Origin of the sequence: Snodgrassella sp. ESL0253, from assembly GCF_013344965.1 — a bacterium.
Lineage (GTDB): Bacteria > Pseudomonadota > Gammaproteobacteria > Burkholderiales > Neisseriaceae > Snodgrassella > Snodgrassella alvi_B.
Genome location: NZ_JAAEDQ010000002.1, coordinates 197,552 through 219,697, shown reverse-complemented (window position 1 = coordinate 219,697; position 22,146 = coordinate 197,552). Strand labels below are relative to the sequence as shown.

Genomic DNA, 22,146 nt, shown 5'->3' with positions numbered 1-22,146 from the left:
TGGTTGATTCTGCACTGCTATTATAATAGTTTGGTTTATTTCTCTGAATATCTATGCGCCATCCTGTCCGGCCGGCCGGCCGGTTTTTACATCGTCTGCGCGCCCATCTGCATCGTGGCGGCCTGATTGCTTATCCGGCGGAAGGCAGTTATGGACTTGGTTGTCTGCCCGCTTATGCGCCGGCGCTGCGTAAGCTGATTGCGCTGAAGAAACGGCCGCAACATAAAGGCCTGATTGTTATTGCTGCTGATTTTGCGCAACTGCAATCTTTGCTGGCACCATTGTCTGCCACCGAAGTGGCGGCCGTCAGTCAGCAATGGCCGGCTGCTAAAACCTTGCTGTTACCGGTACGGCAGCGGGTGTTGCCAGTGTTACGCGGGCGAGGCCGGCAAACGCTGGCGGTACGCATTCCTGATCTGGCAACAGCGCGCTTTTTGTGCCGGGCTGTCGGTACGGCGCTAGTGTCTACTTCATGTAATCGAGCCGGAAAAAAAGCCTGTGGTACAGAACGGGAAGTCAGACGCCAGTTCGGGCGTCAGGTGATGATTGTAGGTGGGCGCACTGGCGGGCGCAAACAGCCCAGCCAGATTATTGACTGGGTATCCGGTAAGCGGCTGCGTTAGTTATTCCGGCTACTGGCTGATATCTGAATATCCGTACTGGTAGCTGCAACAGCAGAACGGGTATTGCACTGCTATGGTTGTTCACATCACGCATGGTGCGACTTTAGTGATTGCGGGCAACAACAAATTGGGCGAGTGCACGCAGATGAGCTGCACGCTGGTCAAAATCAGCCAGCGCATCAATGGCTTTTTGTACCAGATTTTCGGCATACCGGCGTGCGGTAGCCAGCCCCATCAGGCTAACGTAGGTGGGTTTGTTGGCCTGAGCATCTTTACCGGCGGTTTTGCCCAGGATGTCACTATCCTGTTCATAATCCAGAACATCATCAATAACCTGAAAGGCCAGTCCCAGATGGGTGGCATAACTGTCGAGTGCTGTCAGTGCCTGCTGGTTGATGTCCGGACAGCAAAGACCGCCCAGTGTGACGGCTGCCCGAATCAGTGCGCTGGTTTTCAACTGGTGCATGTGCTCGAGTTCGGTTTGATTCAGGCTGAGACCCACATGAGCCAGATCAATGGCCTGTCCGCCAGCCATGCCATTACAGCCAGCGGCCTGCGCCAGTGTCTGTATCATGCGTAGCTGGCGGGTGGCTTCAAGGCTGGTTGGCCGGCTCAGCAGGCTGAAAGCCATGCTTTGCAGGGCGTCGCCAACCAGTAAGGCTGTTGCCGGTGTGTATTGTATGTGGCAGGCGGCTTTGCCGTGGCGTAGGCTGTCGTTATCCATTTCCGGCATGTCGTCGTGCACGAGTGAATAAATATGAATGCATTCGACTGCGGCCAGAGCATAATCCACTGCTTCTGTGATGGCATTGCCCAGCTCGGCAGCAGCCAATACCAGCATCGGGCGCAAACGTTTGCCGCCATCCAGTGTGGCATAGCGCATGGCTTCAATCAGTGGGGCAGGAAGCTGTGTGGCTGGTGGTAATAGTCGGGTTAGGGTTTGTTCGGCATGTGTTTGTGCCTGTTTTTGCCAGCCGGTAAAATCACTCCTCTGCTTCAAGTTTAAGCTCCTTTAATTCACCGTGATCCAGTAGCTGTAGTTTTTGTTCTACTTCAGCCAGTTTCTGTTGGCAGTATTGCACCAGTTCCTGACCATATTCATAGGCTGCCAGTGATTCTTCTAAAGGCAAGTCGTTGTTTTGCATGGATTCGGTAATTTTTTCCAGTTGCTGGATGGCTTCTTCATAGCTTTTGGGCGTTATTTTCTTCATATCGTGGCTCTTTACGCGAATTTATGGCTATTGTAACACTCACGCTGTTGCTGTTGCTGTTGCTGTGGATATCTGTGAGATGAGATGGTAGCTTATCGGTTTAGGTAAGCTGCTGGCTGGTATGTTATCGGACTGTTTCTGCGGAAATAGGGCTGGTGTCTATATGCATGAGTATAAACATTAAGAATCCTAATGATACTTTTGTTAATGGTTTTCAGATGTATAACTAAATTGGCACAGGTATTTTCTTCAGAAGCTTTGCTTATTTAAATGATTAATTTTATTTAATTAATATTTTATTTTTTGAATATTAATAGTTTTATTTAAAATACTATTGTAATATTGAAGTTTATTTCAATGTAATTAATTTTTTCAGATGCTGATTGCGGATGATGCGATGGTTGTGGAAATATCAAACAGGCCTGATAGCTAAAAGCTGGTAAAATTTGGTTCTCTACAGCTTATATTAACAGCATAAATTTAGCACAATGGTCTGGTTTGCGGACATGTCTGCTTGTGTACTTTATCATTTTATTGATGATGTTTGGTTGGTTATTTGTTTGGCATGGTATAAATTTTTGCTTACTATTATGAATGGTATCAGATAAGAAGAGTTTTTACTGTTTATTTATCTGGTTTTAAAGCATAATATTGTTTAAAGCATAATTATGTTGTGCTAACTTTGAGTGATAGTTTTATTAAAAAATTAAAACATAGAATTATTTAATTTGTATGTTTTAATGGTTGACATATGGAGAACAGAAAAACCAGAGGGGAAGTAATAGTGAACTATTTGTACTGGCATGGCTGTATGGAAGCACAATGGTAGTTCCAGCGTAAAACTTGAAATGCTGTACATTCGTTTATAATCGAATAATTGGTGGTTTTTCAAACTGTTTTACAGGTTACTTGGGTAGTTTCTTTGGTTTAAGTAGGCGTTATGGGTAAACATATTTTTTATGAGGAGTCAGGTCAGTTTAAAGTAGCAGAGGTAGTGCAGAAAAACGATGCTACTTTTCTGGTTAATACACAGCACGGTAAACGGGCAAAAATCAAGGCCAGTCATGTTTTTCTGGCATTTGACAGCGATGCTGCACAGTTTTTACAGCAGGCCGCCGATGCTGCTGCGGGTATTGATATCAGTCTTCTGTGGGAAGCGGTGGGTAGTGAAGCTGAATTTACCGCAGCCAGTGCAGCTACGGAATATTTTGGCAGCAACAGCGGGAATGTTGAGCTGGCGGCCACATTAATGGCTCTGTATGCCGCACCCATGTATTTTTACAAGAAAAATAAAGGGGTATTTAAGGCTGCACCGGCAGAAACCTTACAGCAGGCTCTGGCGGCGATTGAACGGCGTAAACAGCAGGAAGCGCAAATGAATAGCTGGATACAGGAGTTGCTGGCTGGCAGCCTGCCTGCCGCTATTGCTGCTGATGCCAAAATGATTCTGCATGCGCCAGACAAACAGAGCCAGAGCTACAAGGCGGTGATAAAAGCTGCTGAACAGAAAAAAACATCACGCTTTGCCCTGCTCCAGAGTGTTGGCGCTGTGCCACCCCTGCCTGAATATTTTCTTGATGGCTTTTTGCTAACCCAGTTTCCTAAGGGCGTGGACTGTGGCGATTATGCAGTGCCAATTATCCACAACCTGCCTGCTGCTGATACAGCAGTGCAGGCATTTTCTATTGATGATATTGAAACCAGTGAGGTAGATGATGCATTCAGTGTGCGCGACCTGCCCAATGGTAACAAACTGGTCGGTATTCATATTGCTGCTCCTGCGCTGGCTATTACTGCTGAATCTCCGCTGGAGAAGCTGATATTTGAACGCCAGAGTACGGTGTATTATCCCGGTGGTAAAATCACGATGCTGCCGGATAATTGGATAGCTGCTTTCAGTCTGGATGAAGGTGCTGCACGGCCGGCAGTGAGTCTGTATGCTGAAGTTAATCCGCAGTTTGAGATTGTGCACTGTGAATCGCGGATTGAATCGGTTTATATAGACTGTAATTTACGTATTGAAAATATTGAGCAGGCATTTCAGCCCCAGCAGGCGCGCGGTGACACCGAAGTTTTTGCTCATCAGCATGAAATGAACTGGTTGTATGATTTTGCCATAGCCAGAATGCAGGCACGGGGTAAATATGATCCCGAACGCTTACCCCAATACGATTATGGGATTAAGCTGGAAACAGAAAACAAAGTGCGCATCAGTGTACGGGAACGTGGTGCCCCGATTGATACGCTGGTAAGTGAGCTGATGATTTTTGCCAACAGTACCTGGGCACAAATGCTGGATGAGGCGGGTATGGCTGGTCTGTTCCGGGTGCAGCCAACCGGCAGGGTGCGTATGAGTACCCAGTCTGAGCCACATATTGGTTTGGGTCTGAAACATTATGCCTGGTTTACTTCGCCGTTACGGCGTGCTACTGATTATATCAACCAGAAGCAATTAATCAGTTTACTTGACCAGGACGCCCCATCCCGCTTTGAACCACAGGATGCCATGCTGTTTGCGGTGCTGCGTGATTTTGAATCGGCTTACACTGCTTATAATGATTTCCAGCGTCATATGGAAGCGTACTGGAGCCTGATATATATCCAGCAGGAACAGTTGCAGGAACTGACTGCCCAGTTAATACGTGATGATTTGGTACGCATTGAGGGGCTGCCTCTGGTTAGCCGTGTTACTGGCGTGCCGATTGATGCCATGCCCAAATGCCAGATGAAGGTGGCGATAACCGGAATTGATCTGGAGCAGGTAAATGTCGGGCTTAATTATGTCAATGTTCTGGTGCCGGTAGCTGGTGGCTGATTGTGTGGGTGAATTATTAGGAAAGATTTTACGATTGGCGGCTGGCTGGTTATGAATTGATGCGCTGTTTTGCTGGCCGGATAAATATACTGTTGTATCCTTTGTGTTGTTTGTCTGTGTATTAAGTAAGTTGGCCGGTTGCCCGTGTTGCTACATTTAGAAATAAGTTTCGCTTAAAACCTTGTTTTTATACATGCAGCCCATATATGGGTTGCATTTCTATTATCCGGTTTTGCTTTTCAGGCAGCCTGCTGTACAGGAACAGGTTGCCTGCAAACATTTGGAATAAAATTATGACTGAAGTAGATTTTTATGAAGTGCTGGGTGTAACCCGTACTGCAGGGGATGAGGAAATCAAAAAAGCTTATCGCAAGCTGGCCATGAAATACCATCCCGACCGTAATCAGGGCGATAAGGGCGCTGAAGAGAAATTCAAGGAAATTCAGCGTGCTTATGAAGTATTGTCTGATGCGCAAAAACGTGCTGCGTATGACCAGTTTGGCCATGCCGGCGTAGATGGCAATATGGGCGCTGGTGGCGGTGGTTTTTCCGGTGGCTTTGATTTTGGTGATATTTTCAGCCAGATGTTTGGCGGCAGTGCTGGCGGACGGCAGCAGAATCATCAGGGTGCTGATTTACAATATCATGTGGAAATCAGTCTGGAAGAAGCGGCACGCGGTATCAAGAAAAAAATCACTATTCCTACGCATGAAGAATGTGATGTCTGTCATGGCAGTGGTGCCAAGGCCGGTACTTCTGCCACTACCTGTGGCATGTGTGGCGGTAGCGGGGTGGTGCATGTACGACAGGCCATTTTCCAGTTGCAGCAAACCTGCCCTACCTGTCGCGGCAGTGGCAAGCAGATTAAAGACCCGTGTGTTAAATGTCATGGCGAAGGGCTGGTAAAAACACGCAAGACGGTTGAGGTTTCCATTCCGGCCGGTATTGATGATGGCCAGCGTATCCGGCTAAGCGGCGAAGGTGAGCCGGGTAAGCATGGTGCACCGGCAGGTGATTTATATGTGATGGTGAATGTACGTCCGCATCAGGTATTTGAGCGTGACGGCATGGATTTGCACTGTGAATTGCCCATCAGCTTTACCACAGCAGCACTTGGCGGTGAGGTTGAAGTGCCAACGTTGGATGGTAAGGTAAAACTGAATATTCCGAAGGAAACACAAACCGGCCGCCGTATGCGCGTGCGGGGTAAAGGAATTAAATCCGTGCGTTCTGCTGCGGTAGGCGATTTATATTGTCATATTGTGGTAGAAACACCGGTAAATCTGACCGAGCGTCAGCGCGAACTGCTGGAAGAGTTTGAAAAAATCTCTACTGGTATGGATCGGGCGCAAACGCCGCGACAGAAATCCTTCATGGACAAGCTGCGCGACTTGTTTGAATAAATACTTGAAACAGCATAATTCAGGCGTGTTTATTCCAGATATGTAACACGTTAATACTGGTTATGCTGTGTAAATCCCGCTGATTGTAGGTAATCAGCGGGATTTTGTTATGCACAGAAAAGACATAAGCAGTTTAACGCTCAAGCTTGATGGTACTGGCTACTGAGGATGGTTTGTCGCTTTATTGTTGAGGAAAAGGGTAAGCCCAAGTTTGGACTGTTTAAAGTTTGCTAAATACGCAGGATGTGGCTGGTATGAAATAGCAAAGCTATTTAAGCTGCAATCTACTGATGAGCATAGCCCGATATAGATTGGGAAATAAATTATCGCTCCTCTACCTGAGTGGTACAGGAGCGATGTGGATGATTTGGCACAATAGATAATTTGTTGTGGACAAATTTAATGTTTTTGGCTGAATAAAATTCAGCATGTATGCTTAATCCCTTATAAAACAATGGGTATAGCGTAGAGGGTACTGTTTATTTTATTGCTTATCTGTGGATAAGGCTGTGGATAAATTATCAGTCAAAGTGGTAGCTCAGGCCAGCTCGGCGCGTAATTGTGCTGCCAGCTGTGCCAGTTCTGCCTGATCAGCAGCCACACTCTCGTGTTTTCCTAATTCATGAATATGACCGGGAATTAAATGGATATGATAATGAAATACAGATTGGCCAGCCTGCTCACCAGATAGCTGTAATTGAACAACGCCATCGCGGTGTAAAACTTTACGCTGTGCACCAATGATTTTCTTGGCTGCACTGAATACCGCAATGAGATAGTCTTGCGGCATATCGGTTAACTCGACTGCTTCGCATTTCGGAATCACCAGTACATGGCCGCGTGCCTGTGGCATCACGTCCATAAAGGCCAGTGTCTGTGTGTCTTCATAGACTTTATGGCAGGGAATTTCGCCGCGGATAATCCGCGCAAATATATTGTTACGGTCATATTGTTGCATTATCTGTCTCCTCTCAGGCCTGTTTGCTTACCAGCTGTTACCTGAGCAACGGTTTAAGAAATAATGGTTAGTTTGCTTTTGGCAAATACGGTATCCAGCTCTTTAATCCCCTGTTTGCCGAAGTTAATGGTCAGACGTGCGCCTTCAGCCTTGTGGGTAGCGTCTATAATCACGCCAGTACCAAAACGTTCATGGTGAACATTCTGTCCGAGCTGGAAGCCGTCAAAATCAGTACTGGCTGGTGTTTCTGCCAGTTTACTGCGACTGTGAAACGGATTGGTGCGCTGTGTCGTCTGTTGTCTGCTTACCAGAGAATTTTTATGTGCTGACAGATATTGCAGCACTGCCTCAGGTATTTCATCCACAAAGCGTGATGGCAGGGCAAAGTGAGTTTGCCCGTGTAACAGGCGCTGTTCCGCCATGGTTAAATACAGGCGTTTGCGTGCTCTGGTAATGGCTACATACATCAGGCGGCGTTCTTCTTCCAGCCCGTCCCGCTCAGCCATGCTGTATTCACTCGGGAACAAACCTTCTTCCAGCCCCGTGAGAAATACACCATCGAATTCCAGCCCTTTGGCCGCATGCACCGTCATTAACTGCAAGGCATCTTCGCCCTGCCCGGCCTGATGTTCACCTGCTTCCAGTGAGGCTGTGCTTAAAAAGGACAGTACGGCGAATAACGGGTCGTTTTCATCATATTCTGGCTCAAGATTAAAACCGGATTCCTGCGGCTTGAATGCTACGGCAGCATTCAGTAATTCTTCCAGATTATTGATACGCTCCTGCTGCTCGCCTTTCTGGGTGCGGTAATGTTCCATCAGGCCGCTATCATAAATGGCTGCGGCCATCAGTTCCGGCAGGGAAACTTGCGCAGCCTGTGCCTGCAAATTTTCAATCAGGTGCACAAAAGCAGCAATTTTACTGTTCTTGGCGGCCAGACTGGTGGCGGCCTGCCACAGTGAAATACCGGTTTCATTAGCTGCTGCCTGTATATTTTCAATGCTGCGTGCGCCGATACCGCGTGCGGGTACATTGATTACCCGCAATAATGCATTATCATCATTGGGATTGACCGCCAGCCGCAGATAAGCCAGTGCATGCTTGATTTCCTGACGCTCATAAAAGCGTAAACCGCCATAAATTTTGTAGGGTATGCCGGCGCGAAACAGAGCCTGTTCCAGCACACGGGATTGGGCATTACTGCGATAGAGCACCGCCATCTGCATGTAATTCAGCCCTTCACGGTGCAAAGCCCTGACTTCATCAACCACAAACTGAGCTTCTTCTATATCATTGATTGCCTGAAGTACGCGGATTTTTTCACCACTACCTGCTTCTGTACGCAGATTTTTACCCAGACGGCTGGCATTATGCGCAATCACGGCATTGGCTGCGGTAAGGATATTGCCTACGGAGCGGTAATTCTGCTCCAGCCGGATAGGTTCGCTTACACCGAATTCGTGCAGAAAACGCGTCATATTCGCGACTTCGGCGCCGCGAAAGCGGTAAATACTCTGATCATCGTCGCCGACGGCAAAAACCGCCGCATGTTCTCCGGCAAGCAGTTTTAACCAGGCATACTGTAATTTGTTTGTATCCTGAAATTCATCAATCAGAACATGATTAAAGCGGTTCTGGTAGTGGCTGCGCAGCACTTCATTGCTTTGCAGAATTTCATAACTGCGCAACATCAGCTCAGCAAAATCCACTACGCCTTCATTCTGGCACAGGCTATCGTAAGCAGCATAGCATTCAATCATCAGCCGTTCATGCGGGTCGCCTGCCGTCAACTGGGAAGCACGCAGGCCATTTTCTTTTTGTGCATTAATAAATCCCTGCAAACTGCGTGGCGCAATGACTTCATCGGCAATATTCAGCTGTTTGAGCAAACGCTTTACTACAGCCAGCTGGTCGCCAATATCAAGTATCTGGAATGTTTTCGGCAGGCCGGCTTCCTGATAGTGCAGGCGCAAAAAGCGATGGCACAGGCCATGAAAAGTACCCAGCCACATTGCGCGTACTGAAAATGGCAATAGCGCACTCAGGCGCAATTGCATTTCCTTGGCCGCTTTATTGGTAAAGGTTACGGCCAGAATACTGTGTACACTGGCCTGACCAGTATGCAACAACCAAGCAATACGGGTAGTCAAAACCCGGGTTTTACCACTTCCAGCCCCTGCCAGCACCAGCGCAGGTTGCGCGGGCCAAGTTACGGCAGCTAACTGTTCACTATTAAGGCCGGCCAGCAGACCGGCAGAAGATAAAATTTCCATAGTGCTTATTGTAGCTGATTAAGGCTGAAAAATCGCTGTGAAAAATATGCCTATAGCCTATGGTGTGAATATTTAAATAACTGAATAATAAAGTTTACTCTGCTGTTTGAGCGTACTAAGCCGAATCAGGGCAATACATGCAGGGTTAAACTCTGGTTGATAGCGCCAGTAAAATGAGCACTGTATTCCCCTGCCACCAGCTTATGGGTCAGAAAAAAGGCACCGGAAGATACCACCTCGCCTGCATGTAAACTCAGGCCATGCTCAGCCAGCTTTTTCAGTAACCATTGCAAAGCATACAATGGATTGTCCATTACCGCGCTGGCCTGAGCAGTGATCACTGTCTGGTTATCCAGAGTGAGCTCAACCTGAATATTGCTCAGTGCATCTACCTGTAAATCATGGCCGTCGATACGGTCACCATAGACAATATAACCACCTACTGCACCATCAGCTACAATCAGATATTTATTCAGCGCCGGAAACCAGTGTGCAAAGCGAGAGTCGGGAATCTCCATACAGCCGGTTACCCAGACACGCTTTAACAAATCCGCGTCGCTTATGCCGTAGCTTAAATCAGTTTTGGCAATAAAACCCAGCTCAGCTTCAATCAGTGGCGCATTCATCTGTGTCAGCGACAGCGTGGCCGGTGCACGCAATATCTGGCGCTGTTCTAGCTGCCCATACAATGGTTCCTCCATGCGGAGCAGCATCTGGGTAATTTTATTGGTCAGAGAAATTTTATAGCCGCCCAAAGGCGTAGTCTTGCCAGCAGTAAACATATGCTGTATCTGATAGGCATCATTTATATCACGTACACTTTCGGTATAGTTGAGCATGCTTAATGGCTGCTGCTGTTCGTACGCCTGTAGCAACGATGCAGCCAGTTTCTGATAATCCATCCTGCTCCTTTTTGTACCAGCCAGAGTTGCCAGTACAGATTAATCTGGTGTACTGAGCGGGCTAAGCCCCGGTAAATCGGCAAAACTGCGTTCGCGTACAATCTGGCAGAAATTATCCAGATAGCTTTTATTACCATCAGATTCGCGTATGGCTGCATATAGCTCACTTTGCAGCGGTTTATCGCCAATCTGCCGCGCAACCACATAGCCCTTTTCCAGATAGGGCATTACCGTCCAGTAAGGCAAGGCGGCAATACCACGCCGGCTTGATACCAGTTGGATAATGGCAATGGTTAACTCACTATTGCGGCGCGCGGGCTGCACACCAGCGGGTTTTAATACCTTGCGCAGTAAATCCAGCATATCGTCTGGTACCGGATAAGTGATAAGTGTTTCATCTACAAAATCCTGTGCTTGCCATACGCTTTTAGCGGCCAGCGGATGATCCTTGGCACAAATACCCACCATTTCATAAGCAAACAGCGGTTGAAAAATAATTCCCGGCTGCGGCGCATATTCAGACACAATCGCCAGATCAGCCCGATGAGTCAGCAACAGCCCCACTGGGTCTGCCTGAAAGCCGGACACAATATCCAGCTCCACTTTTGGCCACAGCGGCCGGAAAGCATCCATGGCCGGCATCAGCCAGTCAAAACAGGTGTGACATTCCACTGCCACGCGCAGCTCCCCTGCTTCCCCCTCAATAATCTGCGCCATATCCAGCTCGGCTACCGTTACCAGTGGCGTAATTTCGCGTGCCAGCTGCAACAGACGCACACCAACCGGCGTAAAGTGAATTGGGTTGGACTTACGTTCAAACAGCGGTGTACCATAAAATTGTTCCAGAACACGAATTTGATGTGACAGCGCAGACTGGGTCAAAAAAACCCGTTTGGCAGCCATTGATACACTACCGGTTTCTTCCAGAGCCAGCAAAGTGCGTAAATGACGCAGTTCAATAATCGACTCCATATTTTCCACCCTTGATTAGCATTTTAACTACGGACACAAGTTAAAAAATTCATAAACAGCCGCGCTGTTTATAAACAAAAATTATATGGCTAACATAATTATCATCTTGCTGGTAGCCACTTATCTGTTTCCAGACTAAACACCTACGTACCATATCATACTCTCGCATTGCATTGTACTGAAATACAGTATTAAAAATATTCATACGTAACCGCAAAATTTATCGCTTGTCGTCATGTTATAACTCACGCACACTGATAATTATTGAAATTCATCATCGCATAGGGAGAAATAAATATGAATACATTCCATCTGTCTGGTTACCCACGTGTTGGCGCCAAACGCGAACTAAAATTTGCGGTTGAAGCCTTCTGGAAAGGTAATAAAAGTGAAGCCGAGCTGCGCCAGACTGCCGCCGATATCCGCCAGAAAAACTGGGCTACCCAGATTGCTGCCGGCGCAGACTTGCTGCCTGTAGGTGATTTTTCCTATTACGACCACGTACTGGATACCCTGTGTGCACTCGGAGCCATTCCCGCACGCTTCGGTTTTGATGCAGCCAAGCTCACACTAAGCCAGTATTTCGAACTGGCACGCGGTAATGCCACTCAGGTAGCCATGGAAATGACCAAATGGTTTGATACCAACTACCATTACATCGTGCCAGAATGGCATCAGGATACCAGCTTCAAAGCCAACGCAGCCAACCTGATTGCCCAGATAGAAGAAGCCAAAGCCACCGGTCACGATATCAAACCCACTCTGGTAGGCCCGCTTACCCTATTATGGCTGGGTAAAGAAAAAGATGCCGGCCATAACCGGCTGCAATTATTGCCGCGCCTGTTGCCTGAATACCAGAAACTTTTACGTGAACTGGCCAATGCTGGTGTTGACTGGATTCAGATTGACGAACCGATTCTTGCCGTTGATATTGCCCGCGAATGGCTGGATGCTTTCGCACCTACCTATCAGGAGCTGGCCATCACCGGTACACGTATCATTATCGGCACTTATTTTGGCAGTGTTGCCGAACACCTTAATTTACTCAAAAGTCTGCCAGTAAACGGCGTACATATCGATTGCGTACGCGCACCGGAACAACTAGCCGAATTTGCCAACGCATGGCCGGAAAACAAAGTACTGTCTGTGGGCCTGATTGACGGACGCAACGTCTGGCGTGCCAATCTGCGTGAAGTGATTGATTTACTCGCACCAGTTGCTACCCAGCTAGGCAACAATTTGTGGATTGCCCCGAGCTGTTCATTGTTACACAGTCCGCAGGATTTAAGCGTAGAAGAGAAACTTAACCCCGAAATCAGAAACTGGCTTGCCTTTGCTGCCCAGAAATTGCAGGAACTGGGCATCATCAAACAGGCACTGGCACACGGTAAAGACACCGTACAGGAAGCACTTGCTGCTTCCGATGCGGCGGCTGCCGGACGCAAAACCAGCAAACTGATTCATAATGACAAGGTTGCAGAGCGCGTAGCCAGCCTGCGCGCTCATGCCGACCAACGCCACAGCCCGTTTGCACAGCGGATTGAAAAACAGCAGGCATGGATGAATCTACCTTTGCTGCCAACCACAACCATCGGTTCCTTCCCACAAACTCAAGAAATCCGTCAGGCACGTGCCGCCTTTAAAAAGGGCGAGCTGAGCGCGGCTGATTACGAAGCCGCCATGAAAAAAGACATTGCCTACTGTGTTAAACAGCAAGAACAACTGGATATCGATGTACTGGTGCATGGTGAAGCCGAGCGCAACGATATGGTGGAATACTTTGGTGAGCAACTGGATGGCTACTGCTTCACCCAGTATGGCTGGGTGCAAAGCTACGGTTCCCGCTGCGTTAAACCGCCGATTATTTTTGGTGATGTTGCACGCCCCAAAGCCATGACCGTTGCCTGGTCTGCCTATGCACAGTCTCTGACCAAACGGCCGATGAAAGGTATGTTAACTGGCCCCGTAACCATGATGAAATGGAGCTTTGTGCGTAACGACGTACCATTGAGTCTGGTATGCAAACAAATTGCGCTGGCACTGAACGACGAAGTGCTGGATCTGGAAAAAGCCGGCATCCGCGTTATCCAGATTGATGAGCCAGCCATTCGTGAAGCCTTGCCGCTGAAACGTGCACAATGGGATGAGTATCTGGCCTGGGCATGTGAATCATTCCGCCTTACCTCAACTGATGCCGACGACAGCACCCAGATTCACACCCATATGTGCTATTCCGAATTCAACGACATACTGCCCGCCATTGCCAGCATGGATGCCGATGTAATTACTATTGAAACCTCACGTTCCGATATGGAATTACTGGATGCCTTTGTGAAATTCAGCTATCCGAATGATATCGGCCCCGGCGTTTACGATATCCACAGTCCGCGTGTACCTACCGAAGCAGAAGTAGAACATCTGCTGCGTAAAGCACTAAAAGTAATCGACCAGCGCCGTTTATGGGTAAATCCGGATTGCGGCCTGAAAACCCGAGGCTGGCCAGAAACCACCGCAGCACTGGAAGTGATGGTGAAAGTAACCAAAAAACTGCGCGACGAATTAAGCGCCTAAACCCCGCTTAGCCCTGCACAACCCAGCCGCTCCGGCACAACCGGAGCGGTTTTCTGTATCCGCTTGCTAAATTAACGCTCAGGAAAATACAATAAATAATTAATTTAATAATTCCATAGGAATAAAATGCACATATAAAAGCCTCTATATTATTCAGGCACATTTCCTCAATAAATATGCAGTCATGCTACATGATGGCTATAAAGCCGTAACAAAAATGTAATGTAAGCCACCACTTTAATTTAATGCAAGCCACTTTCGCTATACTGGTAAACAGACCAGCATACACACCGCCAGTCTTGGGTACAGGATTATATTGTTGCAAGCTGAAAATATTGCAGCTCTTTAATAAAGCATCCTGTTATAGCCGATATCAGGCATAGTGCAAATGCAAATTTACTTAATATCAGTCAGATAAATATTAAACGCTTGCGGTTTAGCATCTGAAGCAACTGTATCGCTGAATAGTAACAGATTGATTGACATGCTACTTATTGCAAATTAATATTTTGGTATTGTAGCTATATTTATTCCAGACAAGAGACAGCAGGCAATAGCAGTAGTCAAGGAATAACAGGCAATCAATACGAAGCACATATTGCAGTCATAAAGAATTAATTTATCTGATTACCTTACAAAACCATAGCTTATATGGTCAAATTTTATACTTAACTATTATTAGAGGGAAGAAGTGGCTAAAGGATATTTTTTAAGGGTTGGGGATCGCACTACTTGTGGTGGCGAAATAATCAGTGGCGACAGTATGATTTTATGGCATGGTATTGCCGCAGCCTGGGAAGGAGATAAGGTTACCTGTGGACAACATAGCGGAACCTATCGCATATCAGGTGGTGTAAGCAATATGTTTAGTCCCGCTAGAAAATTAGCCGGCTCAATCAGCAGCATCAGTACCTGCCCATGTAATGCACGTTTTATTCCAACAGTTACCGACAGTTATATTGATGAAACAATGTCCAAACCTGTTGTTGAGAGCATGCCGCATTCACGCAGCTTTTATATTCAATCGCCAGAAAATATTAAAACCTATGGTGTGGCTTATGCCATCAAAACCTCTTCACGTCTGGTAGAAGGTGAATCAAGCCGGGATGGCTATCTGGAGTCGATACAAACCCCACAGCCCGAGTCGGTGGAAGTAAGCTATTTTATTCAGACTAAATTAGGAATTTAACTATGCCGGAATTGATTACCCATACCATGAAATCTGCGCCCAGAATTACCCTGAATGCAGATATTTTTTCCATAGATCAGATACCAGCCGCGATGGACAATATGGGTTGGAAAGTAGCACCGCAACTAATGCGGCACTGGTTTAGCGGAAAGCCGGCCAAAGGTTTTACTGAAGCCACAAAAAATACCTATATGACGGGATCGGCAATAAATATTCCATTACAGCATGTAAATGATTCTATTGTGAAAATGGAATGGGCGTTGAGATATAAACCTGTGCAAAAAGGGTTTGTAAAATTAAAAGAAAACTGGGCAAGTGAAAAGGGACGTGAAGAGTTACGCAAGCAGCTTGTAAAAAATAATGGTATTCTCAGGCATTATAAAGATGTTAGAGAGATTGATGCATTTACTGTAGTAAATTCAACTAAGATAGGCGATTATCTATGGGGTTTGGGTGAAACCATTGATGATTATTTCGGAGCATTAGGCAAGGCAAATTTAAAAGTTGCACCACAAGGGTATCAGGATAAATTTCAGGGCAAAGATGTTTTTATTACCGAAGCCATCGGGTTTTATATCAAAGACAGCTATGATTTTTTCGGTGATGAATTTCTCGGTATCTGGAATAAAAGAGGCATACTCAGCAAAAAACAGGCATTTCAATATATGAGTGCCTATGAGCTGAAAAAGTGGAAACTTTTATATGATATGGGAATGCAATGGACAGTGCCAGTATATAATAAGGATTTCAGGCAATGGCAGCAAATAAGGAATACGGGTATTGATTTTATTGTTTTTTCAGATATTCTCTGGATGCCTCCTTTATCTGGGGATAGAATTGTTAAATTATGAAGAAATAATCTTAAATATTCTTTGGTTTTATTGCTGGTTTTAGCTCTTTGGGTTGTTTGTTATTTTCTGCACTGCCCCTTAGACCAGCAGAATTATGGTTTTATCCATGTAATTCCTAAAGACAAATATGATTATATTGATTTAACAGAAAAACCAGACAAGGCAAAATTATTAATATGATGGTAATAATTGTGCTGATAGGTCTGAAAATGAAATCAAACCATAGGAAAGAAAAAGTGAAAGGCAATGCTTTTGCTGTATTTATTACAACTGTCTTGCAGAAAAATAGCAAATTTATTAAAAAATTAATATTTATAATTTTAACCATAGTTATGCTGATATGGTTGTTTTTTTTCTCCTCATCCAGCTTTTATGGTGATTTTAATCTGTGTTACACAGAAGAAGGCGATGATGGTGAGTATTACTTAAATATGTATCAACATCTGCCCACAACACCGATTGCGGTCTATAAGCTGATAGATGGATACAACAAATATTTTTGGGTTTTATATAATAAAGAGGGCAAGGAGATATGGCATTCACCTCATTATGCCTATTTAAGTGATATGGTAGGTGGTTTGGTTGTTCCTACTAAAAAAAACAATTTCTTAAGATATAAAAGTAATGAAGGATGGGAAACCGTCGATTTAACAGATAAAATTAATCAAGTAAACGGTAAAAAATAAGGAAATCAGCATAGATGGTTAGCAGTGAATTTAGCCAGCCTATCATCAGGTAGTGGAGTTTTAGATAATGAAAAAATTGATAAAAATCATAAAAGGGATATGCTATTTTGCATTTTTTTACTGGTTATGCCTGTTTTCGTCATCCAGTTTTTACGGAGATTTTAATCTTTACACAACAGTAAGGAGTGACGATGGCGAATATTATGCCAATATATATAAACATTTGCCCACATCACCTATTTCTATAGTGCAAATACTGGGAGGCAATAAATACTTCACTGTTTTATATAATAAAAAAGGAGAAGAGCTGTGGAGGGTATCCTACTTTGACTATATTGGTGAGGAATCACTGGTTGATATGATGGCTTTTCCTGATGAAAGTAGTAATACTTTCTTTTGTCCAACAAATCATGGACTGGATGGGTATAATTTTTCTAAAACCATACGTAATCATAAATTACAGTAAATCATTTTATATAGGTGGTTTATGAAAAAGATATTGCTAAAGCTCATTATCTTATCTTCGTCTTGCCTGGCTATTACATGGTTACTGCTATTTTCCTCATCCAGCTTTTATGGTGATTTCAATCTAAATTACACACAAGAAGGTCATGATGGTGAGTATTACCTGAATATGTATCGGCATCTGCCAACAACTCCCATTGCAGTATACAAACTGATAGAGGGAAAGAGATATTTTTGGGTTTTATATAATAAACAGGGTAAGGAGATATGGCATTCGCCTTATTATGCATATTTAAGTGATGATTTAGGTGGTCTGGTTATTCCCACGAAAAAAAGTAATTTGTTAAGATATTCAAGTAATGAAGGCTGGGAAGCCATCGATTTAACAGATGAAATAAATCAAGTAAACGGTAATAAATAAGAAAATCAGCATTGATTATTATCAGTGAATTTAACCAGTCTATAATAAAGTATCGGAGTGATTGCTAATGAAAAAAATTATAAATATCATAAAAGTGCTAGTTTATTCTGCATTTTCTTATTGGCTATGCCTGTTTTCGTCATCCAGTTTTTACGGAGATTTTAATCTTTATAAAACAATAAAAAGTGACAGTGGAGAATACTATGCCAATATATATAAACATTTGCCCACATCACCTATTTCTATAGTGCAAATACTGGGAGGCAATAAATACTTCACAGTTTTATATAATAAAAAGGGAGAAGAGCTGTGGAGGGTATCCTACTTTGACTATATTGATGAGGAATCAGTATTTGATATGATGTCTTTTCCAGATGATGTTGGAATGGACGGAAATTTTATTTGCCTAACAAATCATGGACTAGTTGGGTCTGATATTTCCAAAACCATACGTAATCATAAATTACAGTAAAGCATTTTATATAAGCTGCTTATGAAAAAGATATTGCTAAAGCTCATTATCTTATCTTCGTCTTGTCTGGCTATTACATGGTTACTGCTGTTTTCCTCATCCAGCTTTTATGGTGATTTTAATTTGCATTACACCAAAGAGGGAGATGATGGTGAGTATTACTTAAATATGTATAAACATCTGCCCACAACACCGATTGCGGTCTATAAGCTAATAGATGGATACGACAAATATTTTTGGGTTTTATATAATAAAGAGGGCAAGGAGATATGGCATTCACCTTATTATGCCTATTTAAGTGATACGATAGGTGGTCTGGTTATTCCTACTAAAAAAAGCAATTTATTAAGATATTCCGGTAATAAAGGGCGGGAAAACATCGATTTAACAGATGAGATAAATCGAGTAAACGGTAATAAACAAGAAAATCAGCATTGATTGTTATCAGTGGATTTAACCAGTCTATAATAAAGTATCGGAGCGATTGCTAATGAAAAAAATTATAAATATCATAAAAGTGCTAGTTTATCCTGTATTTTCTTATTGGCTATGCCTGTTTTCGTCATCCAGTTTTTTTATATAATAAAAAGGGCGAGGAATTATGGAGATGTTCTTATTTTGAATATGTTAGCGAACAGGCATTATTTGAAAAAATGTCTTTTCCTGATAAACAAGATAATGGTTTTACGTTTCCAACCAATCATGGTTATGACGGCCCTGATATTTCCAAAACCATACGTAATCATAAATTTCAGTAAAGCATTTGATATAAACAGCTTATGAAAAAAATATTGCTAAAGCTTATTATTTTATCTTCGTCTTGTCTGGCTATTACATGGTTACTGCTATTTTCATCATCCAGTTTTTGTTGTTTTACTTCTGACTGCATTGAGAAAATTATTATCTGAATCAATATCAATTGTGACCTTAATATTGATTCATCAATGTAACCGAATAATAGACCCTAAGACATAGAATCAAGCACAAACTCAATAAAAATATTAAGTTTTGATGGCCGTTGCCTGTCGGCAGGATAAAGTAAATGTACTTCTCTTGCTGGTGGTAAAAAATTTTGCAATATGGGTAGTAATTTATTTTGTGTGATAGCCTCTCTAAGCATTGATTCAGGAAGCATGGTGATACCTAATCCTTCGACTGCTGCGGTTGCTAACGCCAAAGTATCATTGCTTGTCAACGAACCTGATATGGGGAGGTGAACTAACTTTCCATTAATCGTGAAAGGCCAAAGATAATCTTTTTTACTTGGATTAACATATTGATAAATCAGGCACTGATGTTTTTTTATATCATTGGGAACAGATGGCACACCATATTGAGCCAGATAACTGGGCGAAGCCGCAAAAATGAGTTGATAAGGATTTAGTTTACGAGCAATTAAACCTGAATCAGTTAATTCACCAACGCGAAACACAATATCAAAATTTTCCTGAACTAAATCAACATAGCGATCATTCAATTGGATATCCACACTCATTTTTGGATAGCGTTTCATAAAATGGCTTATTACTGGTATTACATTAAAATGTCCGTAGCTTACCGGAGCACTAATTTTTAAATTTCCCCTCGGTTCATCACTATATTGTTGTGCAAGCGTTTTAGTTGCTTTAATTTCTCCTAAAATAAACAAACATCTTTCATAATATTGTTTGCCAAACTCGGTAAGATTTTGCGACCGAGTTGTTCTATTTAATAGCTTTAAGCCCAGATAATTTTCTAAAAATGCAATATATTTAGCGATCATTTGTGGCGATGTATTTAATGAAATAGACGTTGCCGCAAAAGAACCGGTTTTCACGGTCAAGACAAATGCCTCCATACATCTAAATAAATCCATATTGCCAACTCTAAGTTGTTAGTAAATCAATTATAACAATATTTATTATGTTTCAATTTGTAATGATAATACGAATAACTGTCCAAAAAAGGAAATATTATGCTGAAAAAGATTGGTATTATTGGTGCAGGATTTGTCGGCCAAGCCTGTGCGACCATATTTATGCGGGCAGGCTATCAGATTATGTTAAGTAACTCACGAGATAAAAATACACTATTTAGTGCGGGCAGTAACATAGGTTGTCAAATTGGCAGTCGAGATGAAGCCATTGAATTTGGAAATGTTATTTTGATCGCGATTCCATTTATTAATTATTCACAACTACCCGCTGATTTAATGGATAATAAAATAGTGCTTGATGCAATGAACTATTATCCTAATCGTGACGGGCACTTTCAGCAATTAGATAACTATGAAATCACAACCAGTGAATTGGTTGCTCAGCATCTTTCTAAATCCAAAATTGTTAAAGTCTTTAATGCAATTCTGGCAAAAGATATTGTTAAAGATGCCAAACCAGATGATAAGTTGAATAGAAGAGCAATTCCTGTGGCTGGCAATGATTTAGCAGCCAAACAAACTGTTTTTAATTTACTCGAACATGTCGGCTATGATTATGTTGATGTTGGTCTTTTATCTGATAGCTGGAAATTTGAACGGGCTAAGCCTGCGTATTGCTTCCCATTAAATGTTCAACAGTTACATGATGCACTAAAGCAAGCACAAAGAGACATCGAATTACCAGAAAATTCATGGAAATAAGTGATTAAAAATTTGAATATTACTAATCAGTAATCATAAATTATTATAAAAAGGTAAATAAGATATGAAAAGCAAAGATAATAAATATACTGTTATCACCGGTGCCAGCTCTGGAATAGGCTATGCAACAGCCATGGCTTTTGCCAAGCGAGATAAAAACCTTATTGTGATCGCCAGACGGAAAGAAAAACTGGAAGCATTAAAGCAAGAAATAGCAAGCATTAATGCTAATGTAGAGGTTGTGATTAAAGTATGCGATTTATCCAGCGCGACAAATACTCATTCGCTGTTTGATGATTTAGAAAACTATTTTATCGAAACGTGGATAAATAATGCCGGATTCGGACATTATGGAAGCGTTAAAGATCAGGATTTAGATAAAATAGAAACCATGCTTCATCTCAACATTGAAGCATTAACAATTCTCTCTACCCGTTATGTCAGTAAATATCAAAATGAGCCAGGCACTCAAATTATTAATATTTCATCGCGTGGAGGATATACAATCGTACCCAATGCGGTTACCTATTGTGCCACTAAATTTTATGTTAATGCCTTTACTGAGGGATTGGCACATGAATTAAAGCAGGCTAAAGCCAAATTGGTGGCAAAAGTACTTGCACCTGCTGCAACAGAAACAGAATTTGGTCACGTAGCAAATAACACATTTAAATATGATTATAAAAAACAGTTTAATCAGTTTCATACAGCCGATCAAATGGCGGGCTTTTTAATAGCACTTTATGATAGCGATAAAACGATTGGTGAAATCAGTACCAAAGACTTTTCATTTAGTCTAAAAGATGGCGTCTTGCCTTATTCTGATAATCCTTTGCAGAATCAAAAATTACCAAATCCGTATACATGCCCAAACAGCATTAGGTGGTGATAGCAGATAAACACCATCACTATTATTTTGAATACTTACACAAAGCACCATACTTTCTGCAATCTCAAAACACATTCTACGTGATAGCAAGTTGGTAATCACAATGATTAATTATCCAGTTAATACGTCTTGATTAGGATAATATTATGTGATGTCGGAAATTACATTACGGGTTGATTACCCATATCTAACATCAATTGTAATCATTTATAAGCTCATGACAAAAGTTGGTGGCTTTAATTATTGCCATAAACATATTAATATTGCTGCGTCTTTTTCTTCAGTTTTACTGGTTATTAGTATTTTGCTGACCGGCTTCTTCGTTATTCGAGTCTGTTTGTACTTTAAATTTTTTGACATTTTTAGGTGCAGCTGAAGCCATTCTGCCCATGGTTTCCCTGAGGATTTTTCCATCATCTAAGCTTATTATATGAAAAGAATAACCAAATTAAAATCAGGACAAGGGTGAAATTCATTAGCAAAAATTGAAAAAATTATTTATAATCAAATTTTTATAATTGAAACGTTTGATACCTGCCATTATTAAGCGTGCAAAAGAACACAGTGCAAATTAGCTTGTTATGAATTTGACTTTAATAAATCATTTTCCATAAACTCTTAATATTAATATATATATTTCACTTTTTATAATCTAGCTGAACTATCCGTTGATATACAGTTAAAAAGTAGAAAAATTTCTAGCATAAAAACATAAAAGAGGATCAAATATGAAAAATGACTGAGTGCCAAAGCGTATCCATATTAGAAGCATAAGCTGTATTTCCCATAATAAAATCTACTCTAAAAATGGCATGGATAATTCACTTT

The 22,146-nt window shown here is 42.7% G+C and carries 20 protein-coding genes; 13 read left to right on the top strand and 7 right to left on the bottom strand.

What is annotated here, in order from left to right:
• The first annotated feature begins 53 nt into the window (after positions 1 to 53).
• Positions 54 to 623 (top strand): L-threonylcarbamoyladenylate synthase, encoded by a 570-nt coding sequence (locus tag GYX26_RS02900; protein WP_174827962.1) that lies wholly within the window; start codon positions 54 to 56, stop codon positions 621 to 623.
• A gap of 103 nt (positions 624 to 726) precedes the next feature.
• On the opposite strand, the gene GYX26_RS02895 is transcribed toward GYX26_RS02900, so the two are convergent.
• Positions 727 to 1,623 (bottom strand): polyprenyl synthetase family protein, encoded by an 897-nt coding sequence (locus GYX26_RS02895; RefSeq protein WP_238791215.1) that lies wholly within the window; start codon positions 1,621 to 1,623, stop codon positions 727 to 729.
• Positions 1,607 to 1,834, bottom strand: coding sequence for an exodeoxyribonuclease VII small subunit (locus tag GYX26_RS02890; protein ID WP_100091087.1), 228 nt, complete (start codon positions 1,832 to 1,834; stop codon positions 1,607 to 1,609). Before GYX26_RS02890 ends, GYX26_RS02895 begins: the two co-directional genes overlap by 17 nt.
• A gap of 940 nt (positions 1,835 to 2,774) precedes the next feature.
• Between GYX26_RS02890 and GYX26_RS02885 the strand changes: the two genes are divergently transcribed.
• Both GYX26_RS02885 and dnaJ read left to right on the top strand, forming a co-directional pair.
• On the top strand, positions 2,775 to 4,649 hold the full coding sequence (locus GYX26_RS02885) for a ribonuclease catalytic domain-containing protein (protein ID WP_174827961.1): 1,875 nt from the start codon (positions 2,775 to 2,777) through the stop codon (positions 4,647 to 4,649).
• A gap of 293 nt (positions 4,650 to 4,942) precedes the next feature.
• Positions 4,943 to 6,052 carry a molecular chaperone DnaJ gene (dnaJ, locus tag GYX26_RS02880; RefSeq protein ID WP_174827960.1) on the top strand — a complete coding sequence of 370 codons (1,110 nt, stop codon included), beginning with the start codon at positions 4,943 to 4,945 and terminating at the stop codon, positions 6,050 to 6,052.
• A 538-nt stretch (positions 6,053 to 6,590) separates the two neighbouring features.
• Here the strand turns inward: dnaJ and GYX26_RS02875 are convergent.
• The 4 genes from GYX26_RS02875 to GYX26_RS02860 form a co-directional block, all read right to left on the bottom strand.
• Positions 6,591 to 7,010 carry an HIT family protein gene (locus GYX26_RS02875; RefSeq protein ID WP_174827959.1) on the bottom strand — a complete coding sequence of 140 codons (420 nt, stop codon included), beginning with the start codon at positions 7,008 to 7,010 and terminating at the stop codon, positions 6,591 to 6,593.
• A 53-nt stretch (positions 7,011 to 7,063) separates the two neighbouring features.
• Positions 7,064 to 9,283 (bottom strand): UvrD-helicase domain-containing protein, encoded by a 2,220-nt coding sequence (locus GYX26_RS02870; protein WP_174827958.1) that lies wholly within the window; start codon positions 9,281 to 9,283, stop codon positions 7,064 to 7,066.
• 125 nt (positions 9,284 to 9,408) lie between these two features.
• Positions 9,409 to 10,185, bottom strand: a complete 777-nt coding sequence (locus GYX26_RS02865) for a 2-keto-4-pentenoate hydratase (RefSeq protein ID WP_174827957.1) — start codon at positions 10,183 to 10,185, stop codon at positions 9,409 to 9,411.
• A gap of 39 nt (positions 10,186 to 10,224) precedes the next feature.
• A complete protein-coding gene (locus GYX26_RS02860) occupies positions 10,225 to 11,157 on the bottom strand; it encodes a LysR family transcriptional regulator (RefSeq protein ID WP_100091093.1) in 933 nt (310 codons plus the stop codon).
• 297 nt (positions 11,158 to 11,454) lie between these two features.
• Between GYX26_RS02860 and metE the strand changes: the two genes are divergently transcribed.
• The 8 genes from metE (at position 11,455) to GYX26_RS02820 (ending at position 18,250) form a co-directional block, all read left to right on the top strand.
• Positions 11,455 to 13,728, top strand: coding sequence for a 5-methyltetrahydropteroyltriglutamate--homocysteine S-methyltransferase (metE, locus tag GYX26_RS02855; RefSeq protein WP_174827956.1), 2,274 nt, complete (start codon positions 11,455 to 11,457; stop codon positions 13,726 to 13,728).
• Positions 13,729 to 14,419: 691 nt separating this feature from the next.
• Positions 14,420 to 14,917, top strand: coding sequence for a PAAR domain-containing protein (locus GYX26_RS02850; RefSeq protein WP_174827955.1), 498 nt, complete (start codon positions 14,420 to 14,422; stop codon positions 14,915 to 14,917).
• A gap of 2 nt (positions 14,918 to 14,919) precedes the next feature.
• The gene (locus GYX26_RS02845) at positions 14,920 to 15,768 is read left to right on the top strand and encodes a DUF6402 family protein (RefSeq protein WP_370520832.1); all 849 of its coding nucleotides are present in this window, start codon (positions 14,920 to 14,922) and stop codon (positions 15,766 to 15,768) included.
• 236 nt (positions 15,769 to 16,004) lie between these two features.
• Positions 16,005 to 16,454, top strand: coding sequence for a DUF6201 family protein (locus GYX26_RS02840; protein ID WP_370520831.1), 450 nt, complete (start codon positions 16,005 to 16,007; stop codon positions 16,452 to 16,454).
• Positions 16,455 to 16,521: 67 nt separating this feature from the next.
• Positions 16,522 to 16,920 carry a DUF6201 family protein gene (locus tag GYX26_RS02835; protein ID WP_174827952.1) on the top strand — a complete coding sequence of 133 codons (399 nt, stop codon included), beginning with the start codon at positions 16,522 to 16,524 and terminating at the stop codon, positions 16,918 to 16,920.
• 21 nt (positions 16,921 to 16,941) lie between these two features.
• Positions 16,942 to 17,340, top strand: a complete 399-nt coding sequence (locus GYX26_RS02830) for a DUF6201 family protein (RefSeq protein ID WP_174827951.1) — start codon at positions 16,942 to 16,944, stop codon at positions 17,338 to 17,340.
• Positions 17,341 to 17,407: 67 nt separating this feature from the next.
• Positions 17,408 to 17,812, top strand: a complete 405-nt coding sequence (locus tag GYX26_RS02825) for a DUF6201 family protein (protein ID WP_174827950.1) — start codon at positions 17,408 to 17,410, stop codon at positions 17,810 to 17,812.
• Between the two features lie 21 nt (positions 17,813 to 17,833).
• Positions 17,834 to 18,250 carry a DUF6201 family protein gene (locus tag GYX26_RS02820; RefSeq protein WP_174827949.1) on the top strand — a complete coding sequence of 139 codons (417 nt, stop codon included), beginning with the start codon at positions 17,834 to 17,836 and terminating at the stop codon, positions 18,248 to 18,250.
• A gap of 526 nt (positions 18,251 to 18,776) precedes the next feature.
• Here the strand turns inward: GYX26_RS02820 and GYX26_RS02815 are convergent.
• On the bottom strand, positions 18,777 to 19,649 hold the full coding sequence (locus tag GYX26_RS02815) for a LysR family transcriptional regulator (RefSeq protein ID WP_255453833.1): 873 nt from the start codon (positions 19,647 to 19,649) through the stop codon (positions 18,777 to 18,779).
• A 117-nt stretch (positions 19,650 to 19,766) separates the two neighbouring features.
• Here GYX26_RS02815 and GYX26_RS02810 point away from each other — a divergent pair, with 117 nt between their 5' ends.
• Positions 19,767 to 20,429, top strand: coding sequence for an NADPH-dependent F420 reductase (locus GYX26_RS02810; protein WP_174827947.1), 663 nt, complete (start codon positions 19,767 to 19,769; stop codon positions 20,427 to 20,429).
• 64 nt (positions 20,430 to 20,493) lie between these two features.
• Positions 20,494 to 21,318 carry an SDR family oxidoreductase gene (locus GYX26_RS02805; protein ID WP_174827946.1) on the top strand — a complete coding sequence of 275 codons (825 nt, stop codon included), beginning with the start codon at positions 20,494 to 20,496 and terminating at the stop codon, positions 21,316 to 21,318.
• Positions 21,319 to 22,146 lie beyond the last annotated feature (828 nt).

Excerpts from the sequence above, each read along its gene's own strand:
- GYX26_RS02830 (WP_174827951.1), top strand. The coding sequence starts at position 16,942 with ATGAAAAAGATATTGCTAAAGCTCATTATCTTATCTTCGTCTTGCCTG.
- dnaJ (WP_174827960.1), top strand. The coding sequence starts at position 4,943 with ATGACTGAAGTAGATTTTTATGAAGTGCTGGGTGTAACCCGTACTGCA.
- GYX26_RS02870 (WP_174827958.1), bottom strand. The coding sequence starts at position 9,283 with ATGGAAATTTTATCTTCTGCCGGTCTGCTGGCCGGCCTTAATAGTGAA.
- GYX26_RS02805 (WP_174827946.1), top strand. The coding sequence starts at position 20,494 with ATGAAAAGCAAAGATAATAAATATACTGTTATCACCGGTGCCAGCTCT.
- GYX26_RS02810 (WP_174827947.1), top strand. The coding sequence starts at position 19,767 with ATGCTGAAAAAGATTGGTATTATTGGTGCAGGATTTGTCGGCCAAGCC.
- GYX26_RS02825 (WP_174827950.1), top strand. The coding sequence starts at position 17,408 with ATGAAAAAAATTATAAATATCATAAAAGTGCTAGTTTATTCTGCATTT.
- GYX26_RS02885 (WP_174827961.1), top strand. The coding sequence starts at position 2,775 with ATGGGTAAACATATTTTTTATGAGGAGTCAGGTCAGTTTAAAGTAGCA.
- GYX26_RS02890 (WP_100091087.1), bottom strand. The coding sequence starts at position 1,834 with ATGAAGAAAATAACGCCCAAAAGCTATGAAGAAGCCATCCAGCAACTG.
- GYX26_RS02815 (WP_255453833.1), bottom strand. The coding sequence starts at position 19,649 with ATGGAGGCATTTGTCTTGACCGTGAAAACCGGTTCTTTTGCGGCAACG.
- GYX26_RS02860 (WP_100091093.1), bottom strand. The coding sequence starts at position 11,157 with ATGGAGTCGATTATTGAACTGCGTCATTTACGCACTTTGCTGGCTCTG.
- GYX26_RS02835 (WP_174827952.1), top strand. The coding sequence starts at position 16,522 with ATGAAAAAATTGATAAAAATCATAAAAGGGATATGCTATTTTGCATTT.
- GYX26_RS02875 (WP_174827959.1), bottom strand. The coding sequence starts at position 7,010 with ATGCAACAATATGACCGTAACAATATATTTGCGCGGATTATCCGCGGC.
- metE (WP_174827956.1), top strand. The coding sequence starts at position 11,455 with ATGAATACATTCCATCTGTCTGGTTACCCACGTGTTGGCGCCAAACGC.
- GYX26_RS02845 (WP_370520832.1), top strand. The coding sequence starts at position 14,920 with ATGCCGGAATTGATTACCCATACCATGAAATCTGCGCCCAGAATTACC.
- GYX26_RS02900 (WP_174827962.1), top strand. The coding sequence starts at position 54 with ATGCGCCATCCTGTCCGGCCGGCCGGCCGGTTTTTACATCGTCTGCGC.
- GYX26_RS02820 (WP_174827949.1), top strand. The coding sequence starts at position 17,834 with ATGAAAAAGATATTGCTAAAGCTCATTATCTTATCTTCGTCTTGTCTG.
- GYX26_RS02865 (WP_174827957.1), bottom strand. The coding sequence starts at position 10,185 with ATGGATTATCAGAAACTGGCTGCATCGTTGCTACAGGCGTACGAACAG.